The organism is Proteus mirabilis HI4320 (assembly GCF_000069965.1).
Classification (GTDB): domain Bacteria; phylum Pseudomonadota; class Gammaproteobacteria; order Enterobacterales; family Enterobacteriaceae; genus Proteus; species Proteus mirabilis.
The window spans coordinates 2,707,006-2,725,237 of record NC_010554.1 but is presented as its reverse complement, the minus strand read 5'-3'; the positions used below and the strand labels follow the sequence as shown (position 1 = coordinate 2,725,237).

Below are 18,232 nucleotides of genomic sequence, written 5' to 3'. Positions count from 1 at the left end.
AGTCACGACTTGCGGCGCATGTTTCGCACCACATTGGTGACCACACCAAATATCTCTAACTCTGTCCCTTCAGAAACATGAATGGGCTCATACGCCTGGTTTCTTGGGATCAGCATGACGCACGGCCTTAGTTGAAGCTCCTTTACCGTGAGTTCACCATGGATACCCGCGATGACAATGTCACCGTGTTCGGCTTGGACAGATCGATCAACCACCAAAATATCATCTGGGTGAATCCCAGCATCAATCATTGAATCACCTTCAACACGCACAAAGAAGGTTGCAGCCGGTCGCTTGATGCACAGCTCGTTGAGGTCGAGCGTTTGCTCAACATAATCCTGCGCTGGTGAGGGAAAACCAGCAGAAACACGTTCCATAAACAATGGAATACGAAGGCGCTTGGCTTTGATGAAGGCAAGTGCGCCGCTACGGCATATCAGCGAGACACTCATGACGAACCTCGAAAAAATCACAATTGATACTGTTTATTTATACAGTATCTAATGCTATGCTGATTTCTACAAGTAAAATTGTAGGTAAAACTGTAGTTGTTCGAGTAAGACGTTGTGTCGTGGGTGATTTCTTTTTTGTGATGAAAAACTAGATGTGGGGGATCGCTCGCCCTCGTCAAAGCCTGCAAGGCTTGGACAATACTGCTTCTGCCTACTGCTCTTGTTTCTGTTACTGATCCTGTTACTGCTACTGGTTAACGCATGGGTCAAGTAACCGTCAAACAAGGCTTGTTGAACCCTTTGCAAAGGGTTTAAAAACAGTTAGTAAAATTCTGCTTCGTATTGAATTTACTGGCTTAAAGCGAAGTCATGAGCATCTTTAAAATGTTCAGTCGAACTTAGTTCAAGCCTTTTGCAACCGTTTGAAAAGGGGTTGGCTAAGCCATACGTAAAGGGTATCGGTAAGGGTTACCTAAACGGTTTAGCTAAGGCTTTCCGAAAGGCTTAGTCAAAGCCTTCATACATGGGGTCACCCAGTAGAAAGATTAAAAAAACGCTGAGGTATCCAATGTGCATTTTGTACAAATGCGTTTATAAACGGACAGGGCACAGTGAAATAACCTAAAGCGAACAATAGAATTGAAGAGGAACCATCAATGACAAGAGCCCCTGCGCCATTTCCGCTAGAGCGCCTCGCGGATATCCCAGAAAGACCAGAAGATTTTAGATTGCTGGAGCGTATTCCATTAACGCGTGAGCCGCAGTCCTGGCCACTTGAACTTTCTCCTATGGTCGGTGATGAACAGCCAATGGTGCTGCTCGATACAGAGACAACCGGACTGTCTGCCGATGATGAGTCCATTATTGAGCTTGGTATGGTTAAGGTGCTTTACAGCCCCTCTGCTCAGCGGATTGTGTCGATTATTGATTTGATCAGCTTGTATGAAGATCCCGGCAAGCCAATCCCCGAGCTGATTACCGAGTTAACCGGTATCACCGATGATATGGTTCAAGGCCAGCACATTGATGATTCACTGGTAGCGAGTTGGTTATCCGATGATCCGCTGGTGGTTGCACACAATGCACAGTTTGATCGTCCTTTCTTTGAAAATCGGTTTGCTGCATTAGGCCATCTATCTTGGGCCTGTTCAGCCAGTGGCATAGATTGGAAAGCACTGGGCTTTGAAAGTAGAAAGCTTGAGTACCTGCTGCTTCGCTTAGGTTGGTTCTATGAAGGACACCGAGCTGCAACCGATTGTTTGGCGATGGCCTGGTTGTTCTATTTGTTGCCCGAGTCCGTTGCAAACTTGTTGTCTGAAGCAGACAGGCGAACTGTATTAGTTCGTGCGTTTGGTGCGCCGTTTGACGTAAAGGACTATTTAAAAGAGCGTGGTTACCGCTGGCATGACGGTGTGAAAGGTGCCAACAAACATTGGTGGCGCGAAATCAGCGAAGACGAGTTGCCGCAGGAACAAACTTACCTAGATGATTTGTATCATCGTGGCTCAGAACATGCCCACTATGACTACAAAGATGCCCGCAATCGATTTAAAGCTTTGTAGCTCTCTACAAGGTAAGCCTTGCATATTTGAAAACCTCTGGAAAATGGAAAGTGAACTCATGGTTTAACCAAAAAGAGGAATCTTTCCATGTACCAAGACACCTACATTGAATACTGGGGCGAAATCTTCGTCTCTGCCCGCATCATTGAATTTGGCATCACGTTCGAGCGCTTTCTTAAAGATCCATGGAAGCACTTGATGTCCTGTGGCCAAGAATCTGCACCGGACGCGATTGCTGAAGGGATGCTGCCATTGCTACCAGCTCAGGCAGAAGTTGCCAGGCGCATTCGGGAGAGTGAGCAACGAGCCCTGATGTCTACAAAGACGGACAAAGGGGTATCTCATCGCGGTAACATCGTGGTGCCACTGGTTCGGGTAGCGCATTGAACTCGGCTATCACCAATGACACGAAACAAGGTCTTCACACCGATACCTGAGCGGCAATTGCAATCCAGATCAAAAAGTTGCCGCTTAGTCTTCCCTACAAAATAATTTGTGATAGGATGATACCTAATAAAATTAATTAGGTTGAAGCCTATTCAGTGTTTTATGGCCATCTGTCCAGCTTCAACCGGTAGAGATTGTTAAGTCATTGCGGATGAAGAGCAGCATTGAGTGACACTATTCAATGTGATTACGCGATGTCTGACCGTACTTTATAAACAGAGTTTTAAGAATCTGGTTGAATTGGATAAACAAGACGCATGACAAATGATGGTCTGAAACAAACAGTAGTGGCGAAGCCAGATAGGCTTTTGCAGATAGCGCAGTTGCCACAAGCAACCAGGGATCGCATTGCCCACATCGATTTCACTTTATTGTTTAAGGGCGAAGCGGTGCGAGCTGATTTAGTCGATCGCTTCAGCATAGCCGCTGCACAAGCAACGAAAGACTTCACAATGTATCGAGAGCTTGCGCCAGGCAACATTGAGTATGACCAAAAGCTCAAATTACATAAGCGTGGTGAAGCTTTTGAGCCCCTGTTCGAGTACGACGTTGTGAGAACTCTGGCAACCATTAGCCAAGGATACGGAGATGGCTTCACTGGCAAGGTAAAACCACCATTGGCTTGTGAAGCGCCTTATCACCTTAACAAGCCGAGTTTATCGATAGTGGCGAAGGTCACCGAGGCCATACACAAAGGCAAAGCCTTGAGTATCACCTATGTGTCGTTATCGAGTGGTGAAACAACGCGTGAAATTGTTCCGCATACGCTGGTGGACAATGGCCTGCGTTGGCATGTTCGTGGTTTTGACCGCAAGCATGGCGAGTTCCGTGACTTTGTGCTGACCCGAATTAAAGCAGCGGCTGTGCTTGAAGACTCCACGCTGTCTGAAGCCGAACTTGAAACCCAAGACCGGCAATGGAACAGATTTGTTGAACTTGAGTTAGTGCCGCACCCACGTATTGAGCACAGCGAAGCGATTGAGCTGGATTATGGCATGACGGGGGGCGTTCTAAAGGTTGAGATTAGAGCGGCATCGGCAGGCTACTTACTCAGACAATGGAATGTGGATTGTTCTACCAACGCCACACTCAAAGATGGTGGAGCTCAATTGTATTTAAAGAACAGAGCAACACTTTATGGAGTTAAAAACATCATGCTAGCTCCGGGAATTACAAGTTAGTCGGTGAGTAAATCATTGATTCTTAGATGACTGCCTATGAGGTCACAGGTTGCCAAGCACACAAAAAACGGAAAAGATGTTTTTCTTTTAAAGGAACATTAATGATAAACCAACAAGTCAATTATGCTCCCGGCATGCGCATTGTGATACGCGATGCTGAATGGGTAATTCAAAAAGTCGACAGCAGTTCAGATGGTGGTCTGCTGATAACCTGTGAAGGGATTTCCGAGTTAGTACGCGGTCGAGAAGGGCGATTCTTGACGAGTTTGGAAAACAAAATTGAAATACTAGACCCCAAAAATACCCTATTGGTAGAGGATGACTCCTCGGGCTATAGCGCCTCCAAGTTATACATCGAAAGTATGCTGCGCCAACGGGTGCCAACAGATGAGAAAGTACATCTTGGTCATAAAGCGGCGATGGACCCATTACCTTTCCAGCTCGACCCGATCAAAATGGTGTTAAAGCAGCCTCGTCAACGTATCTTGATTGCTGATGCCGTGGGTTTGGGTAAGACCCTTGAAGCTGGCATTTTAGTGTCAGAGCTTATTCGTCGTGGTAAAGGTAAGCGTATTCTTGTCTTAGCGGTGAAATCAATGTTGACGCAGTTCCAAAAAGAATTTTGGAGCCGTTTTTCTATTCCATTAACACGTCTTGATTCAACCGGGATTCAGCAGGTACGCAATCGCATCCCCACTAATCACAACCCGTTTTACTACTACGATAAAGCCATTATCTCGATAGATACGCTCAAGCAAGATGTCGAGTATCGCCATTACCTAGAGAGTGCATACTGGGACATCATAGTCATTGATGAAGCGCACAACGTAGCAGAACGTGGTTCACACTCGCAGCGCAGTAAGTTAGCCAAATTACTGGCTCGTCGTAGCGATACCTTAGTGATGCTTTCTGCAACGCCACACGATGGCAAGGCTGAAAGTTTCGCTAGCTTGATGAACATGCTGGACGCAACCGCCATTGCCAACCCTAGTGATTACAGTTACGACGATTTTAAAGATAAAAATCTAGTGGTGCGCCGTTTTAAGAAAGACGTCAAAGACCAAATGGTGGGTGAGTTTCCAGAACGGCACATTGACCGAGTCTATGCCAAAGCCAGCGCACAAGAAGAAGAGGTTTATCGTCGCTTAGTCGAAATGTCGCTGCGCAGCTTAGAGTCGGGTAACAAAGGCACCAAACTATTTAAAGTAACGCTTGAAAAGGCACTGTTTTCCAGCCCAATGGCTTGTTTGTCTACTGTTGAAAACCGCATAAAAAAATTAGAACAGAAGCTTAAGAACACTAGTGATGTCGATTATCAAGAAGACATTAATGAGCTTGAACATCTCGCATCCGCTTTGCGCAACGTCGATAAAGCCAGTTTTAGCAAGTACCAACAGTTACTTACGACGATGCAAAAAGATCTTCAGTGGAAGAAAAGCCAAACCGATGACCGCTTAGTGATCTTTACCGAAAGCATCAAAACCCTAGAGTTTCTGTATCAAAATCTGCAGCAAGATTTTGGTTTAGCTGTGGGAGCTATTGCCCAGTTACATGGTGGCATGTCAGACACGGATATCATGAGCGTCGTGGAGGAGTTTGGCAAAGAAAACTCGAAATTGCGCCTATTAGTCTGTTCTGATGTGGCATCAGAAGGTATCAACTTACATCACCTCAGCCACAAAATGGTCCACTTTGATGTGCCTTGGTCGTTGATGGTTTTCCAGCAGCGTAATGGCCGTATCGATCGCTATGGACAGAAACACCAGCCAGAAATCCGCTACCTGCTAACGCAAAGCGACAATCCCCGAATTAGCGGAGATACCCGCGTACTGGAAGTGCTGATCAATAAAGACGATCAGGCGCAGAAAAACATTGGTGATAGTTCGGAGTTTACTCGTGCGTATTCTCAAGAAGAAGAAGAAGCGCAAATTGCTGATCAGATGATGAGCGATGACATCAGCTTTGACCCTGCGGACTGGATTGACAACTTCTACAGCCAAAATAGTGAGCAGCAAGAAGAAGACCTGTTTGCAGGCTTCGCAAACGACGTGTCCAATGCGCAAGAAGGCGATGATACGGCCCAAGCTGTTTCCTTGTTTAAAGACGATATCGATTACTGTGAGCACGCGCTGAAGTATCTTAACCAGCAGGGACAAAAGCTCAAATACGAAGTGGACAACAAAGGTGTTGTTTCGTTATTTGCCCCTAAAGACCTGCGTCAGCGTTTTAAATTCTTACCTACGGAAATACAGCCCAAAGAAGAGAACAACCATACCCTCTATTTGAGTAACCGGCTTGATGTGATTAACCAGGAAATTATACGTTGTCGCAGTGAGCAAACGGCTTGGCCGAAAATCCAATATCTCTGGCCGATAAACCCGGTTTCACAGTGGCTGGGCGATAAAATGATGGGCGCGTTTGGTCGCCACCAAGCGCCAGTGCTGCGCATGCCTGCACTTTTCGAAAGCTATGAAGATCACTTTGTGCTTTCTGGCTTGTTTCCGAACCGTAAATCACACCCGGTAGTCAACCCATGGTTGGTGGTCAGTTTTGAGGACGGTGAACTCACGGGCATTGAGCGCTTTGAAGACTTTATTCAGCGTTACCCATTCCACCAGCAAGTGCTGTCTAATAAAGGCGGTGAACGCAGCCACGAGCGCCAAGAAGCGCTTTTAAGCCAAGCGATCGATGCAGTACGCCCATACTTGCTACAACTTCGTAATGAAAAAGAAGCCGAGTTAAATCAAAAGCTCAATCAGCAGATGGAAAAACTCGATAAGTTACGCGATAAGCAAATGAAGCAATTGGAGCTGGACTTTGGCGATAGCAAGCAAGCAGAAAAAATCGTTAATGACAAAAAAGCACAGCGCCAACGGGAAATTGAACAGATCTTCGATGAATATTTACGCTGGATCGAGGACACCATGACCACAGAAACCTCACCATACATTCAACTGGTGGCAGTATTAACCGGATCGGAAGGGCTATAACCATGGCATTGGTTGGTATTTACAACGAAAACGACTTTTACTCACACCATTATCTGAGCGAAGTGTTTGTCGGTGATATTCGTGGTGTATTAGAACAGTGGTTAGAAAAAGAAAACCAAGCCCGCGAAATTGAACGTGCGGAAAAAGAGCAAGGTGGTAAACCGCAGCGTGGCTATCGTGCACCTCACACCCAGCTGGCAAGTTATAGCGGTGAGTACTTTCGCGAGTTAAATCAGCATCTCAGTGTTAAAGACATCAACAAACGCCTTAGTAATCAGCGTGCGCGTTGGAGCCCCATCTTGCATGCGCTCGGGTTTGAGATAAAACCAACACAAGTCTTGCTAGAAAACGGTCAGCTACCGGTTTTGTCGGCTTATCAAGACCATCAAGGTTTGCCTCTGTTATGGATCCTCGAAGCCCATGATCCATCCATGGATGACTGCGCTGACCCACTGTCATTGCCCCTGTTATCACAGCAGTTAGAAGCACTCGAACCAGAACAGCGTAAGGTTCTATTAAAAACACAGCAAGGTGATGAGCTGAGTTGGCAGGACTTAATTTCGAAAAAAATCTTTAGCGCCCCGGAGCCACCTCGCTGGTTGCTGTTATTGGGCAATCGCCAATGCTTGTTGCTAGATCGTACCAAGTGGGCGCAAAACCGTTTGTTACGTTTTGATTTAGAAGAGATTCTTGGTCGTAAAGAGAGCGATACTCTCAAAGCGATGGCTGCTCTTTTGCATAAAGATTCCATCTGCCCACAGCAAGGTCAGAACCTACTGGATAATTTAGATGAAAGCTCACACAAGCATGCGTTTTCAGTATCCGAAGATCTCAAGTACGCGCTGCGTGAATCCATTGAGCTGTTGGGGGATGAAGCCGCAAAACAGCTGATTGAAAAAGGGTTTACCTACGACGGCAAAAACAACATTGATGCCAGCCAACTAAGCCTTGAATGCTTACGGTACATGTATCGCATGCTGTTTTTGTTCTATATCGAAGCAAGGCCAGAGCTAAAATACGCACCGACAAACTCCGATGTCTACCTCAAAGGGTACAGTTTAGAAGCACTACGCGATTTGGAAATGGTGGATCTCTCTACCGAAGAATCGCGCAATGGTCGCTATATTCACGACAGCTTGCAGATGCTATTTCGTCTCGTGGCCAAAGGCTTTGCTGGCAACAGCAAACAGAGCGATAGCGAGAGCAGCTTATTTGATGATATTCAGAAAAGTTTTGCCATCCGCAAACTTGAAAGTCACTTATTCGATGACGCGCGTATGCCGTATTTGGCGCGTGTGGTATTTCGTAACGAAACCTTACAGCGCGTGATCAAGTTAATGTCGTTAAGCCGCCCAGGAAAAGGCAAAGGCAAGCGTCGTGGCCGCATCTCTTACGCGCAGTTGGGGATTAACCAGTTGGGCGCCGTGTATGAAGCCTTGCTTTCCTACCGTGGCTTTTTTGCTCAAACCGACTTATATGAAGTGAAAAAAGCTGGGGAAGAGCTCAATGAGCTGGAAACAGGCTACTTTGTCAGTGCCGAGCAGTTGGCCGAATACCAAGATGATGAAAAGGTATTTCGCAAAGATGGCACCTTACTCAGCCACCCGAAAGGCAGCTTTATTTACCGCATGGCGGGGCGAGATCGTGAAAAATCGGCCTCGTACTACACCCCAGAAGTGCTCACTCAGTCATTGGTGAAATATGCGCTGAAAGAGCTGTATAAAGAGCAGCTCGAACCCCTCGCAACCGTTGCGGAACAGGCCGATAAAATCCTCACCATCAAAGTGTGTGAGCCAGCCATGGGCAGCGCGGCGTTCTTGAACGAAGCGATAAATCAGCTGGCTGAAAAGTACCTTGAGTTAAAACAACTGGCAGAAGATACCCGTATACCGCAAGAGCAATACACCCGAGAGCTGCAACGGGTAAAAATGTACATCGCCGATAACAACGTTTACGGTGTGGATTTAAACCCCGTCGCCGTCGAGCTGGCGGAAGTCTCGCTGTGGCTTAACGCCATTAGCGATGAAGCCTTTGTACCTTGGTTTGGCTATCAGCTTTACAATGGTAACTCATTAATTGGCGCACGCCGCCAGGTGTTTTCGACTGGCGACCTCACTTACACAAAAGCCAAAGACCCAAGCTGGTTAAACATCGAGCCAAAACGTTTAGGCCATAATGAAGCGCGCAGTCCGCATGAGGTTTATCACTACCTGCTGCCCGATAACGGTATGGCAAACTACAGTGATAAAGTGGTAAAAGCGCTTAAGCCAACAGAAATTGCCACCATCAATGCATGGCGCAAAACCTTTGTTCGCTCGTTTAGCATGGAAGAAAAAGATCAGCTAAAACGTATCTGCCAAAAAATTGATGAGCTATGGCAAGCGCATGTTGAGCAGCGCCGAAAAGAGCGCAATATCACCACCGATAACCTGCAAATTTGGCCAAACTCCGCGCGCTCAGCACAGCGTTCAAGTACCAACGATAAAGATAAGTTACTGAGTCAATCACAGCAGTCAGGTTCAGCCGTTTACCCGCGCTTAAAAATGGTGATGGATTACTGGTGTGCGCTGTGGTTTTGGCCAATGGAGAGTGCCGATGATCTGCCAAGCCGCGCGGAATACCTAGGTGAAATTGAGCAGGTACTCGAAGGCTATGCAGAAACAGCAAGTCTTAATCTTGTTGAATCTGGCTCTGGCCAACTAGGTATGTTCGATGAAATGGCAGAGTCTCAAACGCAAGATCTGTTTGCCACCAATAACAGCGGTACCGTCAATAAAGACTTCTTATATATGGTCTTCCCGCGTTTAGCGCTGGTGGATAAGCTGGCCGCGCGCTATAAATTTTTCCATTGGGAACTGGAATTTGCCGATATTTTTGCCGACCACGGCGGTTTTGATCTGATTCTTGGTAACCCACCTTGGTTGAGAGTGGAATGGCAAGAAAGCGGCATTATGGGTGATTTTGAGCCACAATTTGTATTGCGTAAGTTTTCCGCTTCCAAGCTAAATACTCTACGTGAAGAAATGCTGCTACAGATGCCTGCGCTAGAACATGCGTATTTTTCTGAATATGAAGAAGCATCAGCAACACAAAACTTTCTAAATAGTTTGGCGAACTATCCTGAGCTCAAGGGTAGTAAAGCGAATCTATATAAATGTTTTTTACCACTATCTTGGTCTATTGGAAGTAAAAATGGCACAGCGGGATTGTTGCATCCGGAAGGTGTATATGACGACCCCAATGGTGGTAGGTTGAGAGCTGAGATTTATAAACGATTGCGGCTACATGCTCAATTTCAAAATCAACATATGCTATTTCCAATAGGGCATCGAAATAAGTATAGCGTAAACATATTTACATCCCGAGAGAATGACACCGTCGATTTTATCAACGTGTCTAACTTGTTTTTACCAAAAACATTAGACTTATCAATCCACCATAATGGCTCAGGAATAGTAGGAGGAATTAAGAATGATGAGGGGAACTGGGATGAGAGTGGGCATAAAAATCGCTTATTAATTATTGATCAAGATACACTAAAATTGTTTTCTCAACTTTATGACGAAGAAGGAACCCCTTCGCTTGAAGCCAGATTGCCTGCTTTACATTCTACCCAATTACTGTCCGTTTTAGAAAAATTAGCCAGTCAGCCGAAAAAACTATCCTGTATAAGAAAAAGTTTCGTTACCACTCAACACTGGAACGAAGTGAACGCCCAAAAAGACGGAACAATAGAACGACAGACTTGTCATCCTGATCACACAGGTAGTTTTGTGTTATCTGGCCCACATTTTTATGTAGGCACGCCAGTCTATAAAACGCCAAGAGCAATTTGTACCGAAAAAGGGCATTACGATATTGTCGATCTCCAAACGATACCTGACAACTACCTCCCTCGTACCAACTATGTCCCAGCTTGCGATGAAGCAGAATATCTGCGACGTACCCCCAAAGTACCTTGGATAGATGAAGCCGATTTGGCCGCATGGCAGGAAAAGGGTGCAAAACCGGAAGAAATGCCAGAGCCAAGACCCGTGACAGATTACTATCGATTTGTGAATCGTGAAATGATAGGGCCATCTTCGGAGCGAACAATGATCTCAACGATAATTCCAAAAAGGGTTGGCCATATAAACACTTGTTTAGGAACGGTGTTTAAACGCCATGCTGACTTGTTGGATTATTTCGGTATGACGTTATCTGTTCCAATCGATTACCGCGTTAAAAGTACAGGAATGGGGCATGCTAATACAACGTTGATCAATCAGCTACCAGTTCTTTCAAATGATATTTATCGCGTGGCTATTCATTTGCGCTCTTTAGCTTTGGTTGCTTTAACAACAGCTTATCAAGAGTTGTGGGGTAAGTGCTTTAAAGCGCAGTTTGAGAATGAAACTTGGGCAAAAGAGGATTCTCGTCTTCCCAACCGTTTTTTTAGAAACCTAACCGCAGAATGGCGTCGCGATTGTGCACTACGTACCGATTACGCACGCCGCCAAGCCTTAGTTGAAATCGATGTGCTGGTAGCAATGGCGTTGGGTATGACTTTGGAAGAGCTCAAAACCATCTACCGTGTTCAGTTCCCAGTAATGCGTCAATACGAGGCGGATACTTGGTACGACCGAACTGGCCGTATTGTGTTTACCGCCTCAAAAGGTTTGGTGGGCGTAGGTTTAGACCGTAAGTTTAATAAGAAAAACGGGTTTACCCTCTCGATTGAAGATGGCGTGTTTGCCGATAAAACCAGCGGGCAGGGCAGTGCAGCCGAGCCGTGGACGCAGAGCAATGTAGCGCTCGGTTGGGAAGATATTCGCGAACTGAAATCCGGCAAGGTTTACAAAACTTACATGGATGACACGCAACCCGGCGGGCCGGTTGAACGCACTATTGAATACATCGCCCCATTCGACAAGTGCGACCGTGAGCAAGACTACGAAACCGCATGGGCGGTGTTTAGTGAGCGTTTTGCCTAGTTGAAGCTCAGTTAGACATTCGCTGAATAATGTAGGCAAGAGCGCCGAGGCTTCGACCACGGCGCTCGAACCGCCGAATCACTTGCATTTAGCCAATAGAATAACGAAAGAAACCATCGTGAGAAAATAGCGCCGCGAGAAAACAGCGCGAGAAAAGAATGCAAAAAACAATGCAAAAAGGACAGTGAAACCATGTTACCGTCAGTGGTGAGTGACCAAGTCGCAAGCAGCGTCAAAAAATACGTAAAATCCGCCTTTACCATGAACAGCCCATGCTTTGAAAGCGAAGATAACTCGATGATCGATAGCTTTTTAAACGAGCGCGATAATCTGGTCAAAGGCCCTTATTTATCCATTCAGTTGCCTTTTCGGCAAAGCGCGCTGGCGCTGAATTTTTTTTCGCAAGTACGCTTACCTTTTCCGCCCTACGCACACCAAGCGGTTGCTTATCAGCGCCTTGGTGGTGACAACCCACAGGCCACCTTGGTCGCAACCGGCACGGGCTCGGGTAAAACGGAATGTTTTCTTTACCCTATTTTGAATCACTGTGCAGCAAGCAACCAGCCGGGGGTGAAAGCGATCGTCATATACCCGATGAATGCGCTGGCAACTGACCAAGCTAAACGTTTTGCAGAAACGGTGTACAACAATGCGGGCTTAAAAGGCAAAGTCACGGTCGGCTTGTTTGTTGGCGGTGGCGATGGTCAAGGCAGCGTTGTCATGAGTAAAGATGGCGTGATCACCAGCAAAGAGCATTTGCGCAATACCCCCCCCGATATTTTGCTCACCAACTACAAAATGCTCGACTATTTGCTGATGCGCCCTGAAGATCAATCGCTGTGGCTACATAACCAACCGGGCACATTAAAGTACTTGGTGGTGGATGAACTGCACACCTTTGATGGCGCTCAAGGTTCGGACTTGGCTTGTTTGATCCGCCGTTTAAAGTTCCACTTAAGCGTGGATAACCAAGGCTTTGCGTGTGTTGGCACCTCAGCGACTGTCGGTGATGATTTAGCCCCATTGCTGGAATACGCCAGCACCATTTTTGATGCACCGTTTGATGAAAGCGCCGTGGTACGAGAAGACCGTTATCGCCACGATGAATATTTACAGGCTCATCAAGCACAAGTGTTTAACTCACCGAGTTATGAGCAGCTCTCGTTGCTTGATGCCTCTCAGTTCGCCGATGAAGTCGCCTATTTAAATCAGCAGTTAGCGCTGTGGTTTCCCGAGCATAACTTAGCCTTGCCAGACGATCTCGATTCGGATGAAGGGCGAGCCGTGCGCATCGCATTAGGGGAGGCTCTGCTTACACATCAGTTTTTCCATTCACTACTGGGATTGCTGGATGGCAAAATTCGCGCGCTGGATGTGCTGGTGAATGAACTCGACCGAAGTTTGTCACTCGGATATCAAGCCACGTTGCAGTTGTTGCAGAGTTTTATTGCTTTGGTGTCGATAGCGCGCCGAGGGATAGATGAACCGCCAGAGGTCGAGCAAGAACGAATCGCACTGGGCAAAGCGCGCCCCGTGCTGCCATTTTTGCAAGTGCGTTACCAAATTTGGCTGCGCGAGCTACGCCGTTTGGTGGCACAAATCCATCCGAAGCCGGTGCTGCGTTTTAGTGATGATTTGGCGTTTCACGAAGGCGAGCAACATATGCCAGTGATCCACTGCCGTGACTGTCATGCAACAGGGTGGGGTAGTTATGGCGATGGCTACAGCGATCAGCTCGAGAACGATTTGGAGGTGTTCTACCGCTTGTTCTTCGCTCGTCATCAAGGCGTGCGCGTGTTATTCCCCATCAACGAAGGTGAAGATATTCCGGCCAAAGGGCTTATTCGACGCGTTTGCCCAACCTGCCTAACCTTAAATTCGGACAGCGCCCCGATCCACTGTGGTCATGAGCAAGACGCACTGATCCGTGTGTTTATCCCAGATTTGGTAAAAACAACCGAAACTAAAGGCCCACACTTTGACAATCAGTGCCCTTATTGTCATAGCAAAAATGGCCTGAGCATTATTGGTGCGCAATCCGCGACACTGTCGAGTGTTGCTATCAATCAGCTTTATGCTAGCCGTTTCAACGACAATAAAAAACTCATCACCTTCTCTGACTCGGTCCAAGACGCCGCTCACCGAGCGGGTTTCTTTGCTGCACGTACTTGGCCGTTAATGGTGCGAGGACATATCGCCACCGTTGCGCAGCAATTTGAAGGGCTTGATCTGGCGAGCTTCGCCACGAAAGTGACACAAGAAGCCCAAGCTAAACTCGTGACTCCTGAATCGTTTGTCGCAACGTTTACGGCGCCGAATATGGAATGGTTAAACGATTATCGCGAGCTGGTGGAAGGAAACGATGCCGCCACATTACCCACCAATAGCAATTTGCCAGATTTAGTGGCGAAACGACTTAATTGGGAAGTGCATTCAGAATTTGGCTTGCGAGCAGCGATTGGCCGAACCCTTGAGCGCACTGGCGAGGTGAGTGTCGATGTGTGCAGTGATGAATTGGTCGCACTTTGTTCAAAGCTGCATGCTGAACTGGTTGATGAACTGGGGAATGAGTTCAGCGGAGTGAACGATCAACATCTGCTGCATTTCTGTTTGGGCGTACTACACCGCATGCGTTTGAAAGGGGCGATAAATCATTCAGCCTTACAACACTACATTCAAGACGCTGGCGAAACCTACTATCTAACTAAAATTGACCGCCTAACTTCGAAATTTATGCCCAACTGGAGTGACAGAACGCGCACCCCTCAATTTTTGTCGTTTGGTAAGATCCAACGCTTTGATAATTTGTTTGGTTCTAAACATCACCACAGTTGGTACCAAACCTGGCTTAACAAATGTTTGGGTAATCAGCACAACGTGATGATCTCCTCGCATACCCAGACGATTTATAGCCGATTAATGCATGCGCTACGCAAAGCGGGCATCATTGTTCAATTTGATGTCAAAGGTAGTGAAGTCTGGGGCTTGCAACCTGAAAGTCTTAAGCTGACGACCAATTTACAAGCAATCGGTTGTGACCGTTGTACCGAACGTTTGGTGGTCGCTAAAACTGCCTATGCCAGTTGGTATGCTCAACCTTGTCATAATGATTGCTGTCAAGGGCGCTATACGCGCGATCTGCCGCTTGCGGAAAAAGAGTGGCATTTTGCACAAACACACCGTGTCAATGCCAGTGAACACACCGGCTTACTTGAGCGTGATGTGCGTGAACAAGTTGAAAACTCATTTATCAAAGGGCAATCAAGCTGGGCTGTGAACTTGCTCTCCTCGACGCCGACGCTTGAAATGGGTATCGATATTGGTGGATTGTCATCAGTGCTGCTTTGCTCAGTACCACCAGCGCAAGCGAACTATTTACAACGTATCGGCCGCGCAGGGCGAAAGGACGGTAATGCCTTTAACATGACTGTCGCAGAAGGTAATCCGCACGATCTTTTTTATTATCAAGAACCATTGGAAATGATGGCGGGCAGTGTCACTGCACCGGGTGTCTATCTTGATGCTTCGGCCATTTTGGAACGTCAGTTAACGGCGTTTTGTATGGACCGTTGGATTAAAACAGGTGTGACCAGTAGTGCGATTCCTAAGCGAGTAAAACAGATGTTGGATGCGACAGAAAGTGGCCAGCGCGATCTATATCCATACAATTTCCTCACTTTTGTTAAAGGTAAACAGCAGGAGTTGTTTGATCTCTTCATCTCTATTTTCCACAGCCTATCGCCAAACTCAGTTGATAAGTTACGTGCCTTTATGTTTGGCAGTAATGTCGCTTACAGCTTAGAAAGCAAAATTGAGCAGTCATTGAGCCATTTGGCGACTGACCGTAAATCGTTGCGCAGTCGCGCCGAAAAACTCAAACGTAGTATTGATAAATTGAAGTTGTCGCCAGTTAAAGACCTCAATTTTGAATCTGAACTCAATGAGTTAGAAAACGAGCGCAATGCGCTGTTGGCGCTGATTCGAGAGATTAACGGGAAAAATACTCTCAACTTTATGACGGATGAGGGCTTACTGCCGAACTATGCATTCCCTGAAGCGGGCGTTACGCTTCGCTCAGTGCTTTGGCGTAAAAAGGACACCATTGAAACGGAAGATGGCTCAAGCCAATACGTGACACGTACCTTTGAGTACGAGCGTCCGGCAGCGGCCGCGCTTTCTGAGCTTGCACCAACGAGCCATTTTTACGCGGGTGGGCATAAAGTTGAAATCGAACAAATTGACATGAAGGTGTCTGAGCCTGAGACATGGCGAGTTTGTAGCCACTGTAACTATAGTGAGCGCATTGAGGCCGATCAGCATTCTTTCTGTCCCAAATGTGGCCATTCCGGTTGGGGGGATGCAGAGCAGAAAATTCGCATGCTGAAACTCAGACAGGTTTATGCGCGTTCTAGCTCGCGTGACTCAAAAATTGCTGACGATGCTGACACTCGTACTCCAGCGTTTTTCCAACGACAAATGTTGGTGAACTTCATGCCGCAAGATGTCGCTTACGCTTACCACATTCCTAATAAAGAAATGCCTTTTGGTTTTGAATTCTTAAACCGAGTGACGTTGCGAGATATTAACTTTGGTAGTGCATCTGATGAAGGGGAAGAGTTCTACGTTGCAGGAGAGAAGAAAAAGAAAACAGGCTTTAAGGTGTGCAGTGACTGTGGCTTTGTACAAAAAAACTATGGCCAACCAACGCACGAAATCGCCTGTAAATACCGAAATTCTCCTGAAGAGGCGCGTTATGAGGACGTTTTGTATCTTTATCGCGAGCTTGAATCTGAGGCCATTCGAATTTTGTTGCCCGTGAGTAACTATGGGTTAGGTGAAGTCACGGAGTCTTCTTTGGCTGCTGCGTTGCAATTGGGGATGAAAAAATACTTTAAGGGCAGTGTCGATCATCTAAAAGGCACGATTTATAAAGAACCGGCAGATGCAGGTGAAAGCTATCGTTATTACTTAGTCATTTATGATTCAGTGCCTGGAGGTACAGGGGCTCTTAAAGAATTAATGCAGGAGCCTGACAACCTAATCGCCCTGCTATCGATGGCGCTGGAGGTCATTGAACATTGTGCCTGCGCCTCGGAAGGTAAGGATGGTTGTTACCACTGTGTTTATGCTTACCGTGATCGCAACAAAATGCGCTCAATTTCCCGTGAACATGCGCGTAAGTTGCTCAGAGCTATCATCGATAATAAAGACAAGCTGATCAGTATTAAGAGCGTTTCAGATATTGAAATTGATGGCGTAGTGGAGTCTGAACTTGAACGGCTATTTATTGAAACCTTGAAAGGGCTTGCCAAAGAGTTTGTGGTAACCAAAGAGTTTTTCCATAACCGCTCGTCTTGGTTTATCGCGTCAAAAATTAACTCTGATGTCTCTTGGCATTTGGTTCCGCAAGTCGAACTCGGTTCAAACGACGGCGTTTATATAGAAACTCGTCCTGATTTTGTTTTGTATCCCGCATCTCAGATGGCTGGTGTGAAACCTTTAGCCATTTATCTTGATGGTTTCGCGTTCCACAAAAAAATAGTGTTTGACGATGTAGCTAAGCGTAATGCAGTGCGTGATAGCGGGCGCTATAACACGTGGACACTAGGCTGGCATGATATTGTTCAAAGTGATAAGAGTAAATTGAAAGAGTTTTTTGGTTTGCATCGCCAAGAAATTCAACCTAAAGAAGCGTTGTATCCTAAGTTCATCGAGCGTAATTACCAAACATTGCGCAGCGTTTATGAAGGGGAAAATAACTTTAGTTTGCTGAAAAAATGGTTACATCAACCCATCGAAACATCCGTATTTTTCCGTCAAGCTTCGACGGCGAACTGCTTCTATTGGCTAGCGTTCAATAAGTCACGAGACTTATCGGTGAAAGCGAAGTTTGAATACGAAATGCGTGAAAATAGCGCCTCGAGTCGCTTTAGCGAACTCTGTATGGATACGCCATATCTGTTCGGTGGTTTACTTGATTCAGTTGGCACTTCACAAAGGTTAGTGGAAATTGCAACTGTTTTTCCTGTTGAGTCATATGCTTATGTGCTGAAAGATGCAGTGAAAGGTCAAACACCTTTCGAGTATGTTGAAGCAAATATACGTTTGCACATTTGCTTTGATGATCGTGACATTCACGATGAGCACTTTGAAGCGTACCTCGCGGGCTTTTGGAAGCTGGTGAATATCGGCCAGTTTATGCGTGATTTTTCCTGCACTTCCCGTGTACTGCTCCAAGACGACGTGAATGACGGTACACTGATGCCGAATCAAACCGCCTCTGTTACCGTAAATTCGCCATCTTCGGTGGGCGGAGCGGATGAAGAATGGCAGCTTATTATTGAGCATCAACTGCTAGAGCCGGAGGTTATTGAAGCGATGATGGCAAAATCCCTCAGTGCTCCTGAGGTTGGCTATGAGTTAACAAGCGAAGAAGGCGAAATTTTGGCTGAGGCAGAATTGGCTTGGCCGAGTAGTCAAGTTGCCTTGTTGTTGCCTGAGCAGCAAGAGGCGGTAGATCTATTTGAATCAAAGGGGTGGTTCGTCATTGTTGGCGCATTAAATGAAACCGTCTTTGAGCAGCTAAATTTAAAATTAAAACATAATGATAGGTAACCACAATGTCAG

At 46.4% G+C, this 18,232-nt stretch carries 7 protein-coding genes; 6 read left to right on the top strand and 1 reads right to left on the bottom strand.

Features of this window, described 5'->3' with window-relative positions:
- Positions 1-2: 2 nt before the first annotated feature.
- Positions 3-452 (bottom strand): translesion error-prone DNA polymerase V autoproteolytic subunit, encoded by a 450-nt coding sequence (gene umuD / locus PMI_RS12280; RefSeq protein ID WP_012368397.1) that lies wholly within the window; start codon positions 450-452, stop codon positions 3-5.
- 656 nt (positions 453-1,108) lie between these two features.
- Between umuD and PMI_RS12275 the strand changes: the two genes are divergently transcribed.
- From PMI_RS12275 to PMI_RS12250, 6 genes are all read left to right on the top strand, one after another.
- Positions 1,109-2,014: a 3'-5' exonuclease gene (locus PMI_RS12275; protein WP_012368396.1), complete on the top strand. Its 906-nt coding sequence runs from the start codon at positions 1,109-1,111 to the stop codon at positions 2,012-2,014.
- Positions 2,015-2,101: 87 nt separating this feature from the next.
- Positions 2,102-2,401, top strand: coding sequence for a hypothetical protein (locus PMI_RS12270; protein WP_012368395.1), 300 nt, complete (start codon positions 2,102-2,104; stop codon positions 2,399-2,401).
- A 317-nt stretch (positions 2,402-2,718) separates the two neighbouring features.
- Positions 2,719-3,642, top strand: coding sequence for a WYL domain-containing protein (locus PMI_RS12265; RefSeq protein ID WP_012368394.1), 924 nt, complete (start codon positions 2,719-2,721; stop codon positions 3,640-3,642).
- A 104-nt stretch (positions 3,643-3,746) separates the two neighbouring features.
- Complete coding sequence (locus tag PMI_RS12260) at positions 3,747-6,632, top strand: DEAD/DEAH box helicase (RefSeq protein WP_041707155.1); 2,886 nt, start codon at positions 3,747-3,749, stop codon at positions 6,630-6,632.
- A 2-nt stretch (positions 6,633-6,634) separates the two neighbouring features.
- Complete coding sequence (locus PMI_RS12255) at positions 6,635-11,605, top strand: Eco57I restriction-modification methylase domain-containing protein (RefSeq protein WP_012368392.1); 4,971 nt, start codon at positions 6,635-6,637, stop codon at positions 11,603-11,605.
- 192 nt (positions 11,606-11,797) lie between these two features.
- Positions 11,798-18,220 (top strand): DEAD/DEAH box helicase, encoded by a 6,423-nt coding sequence (locus PMI_RS12250; protein WP_012368391.1) that lies wholly within the window; start codon positions 11,798-11,800, stop codon positions 18,218-18,220.
- Positions 18,221-18,232 lie beyond the last annotated feature (12 nt).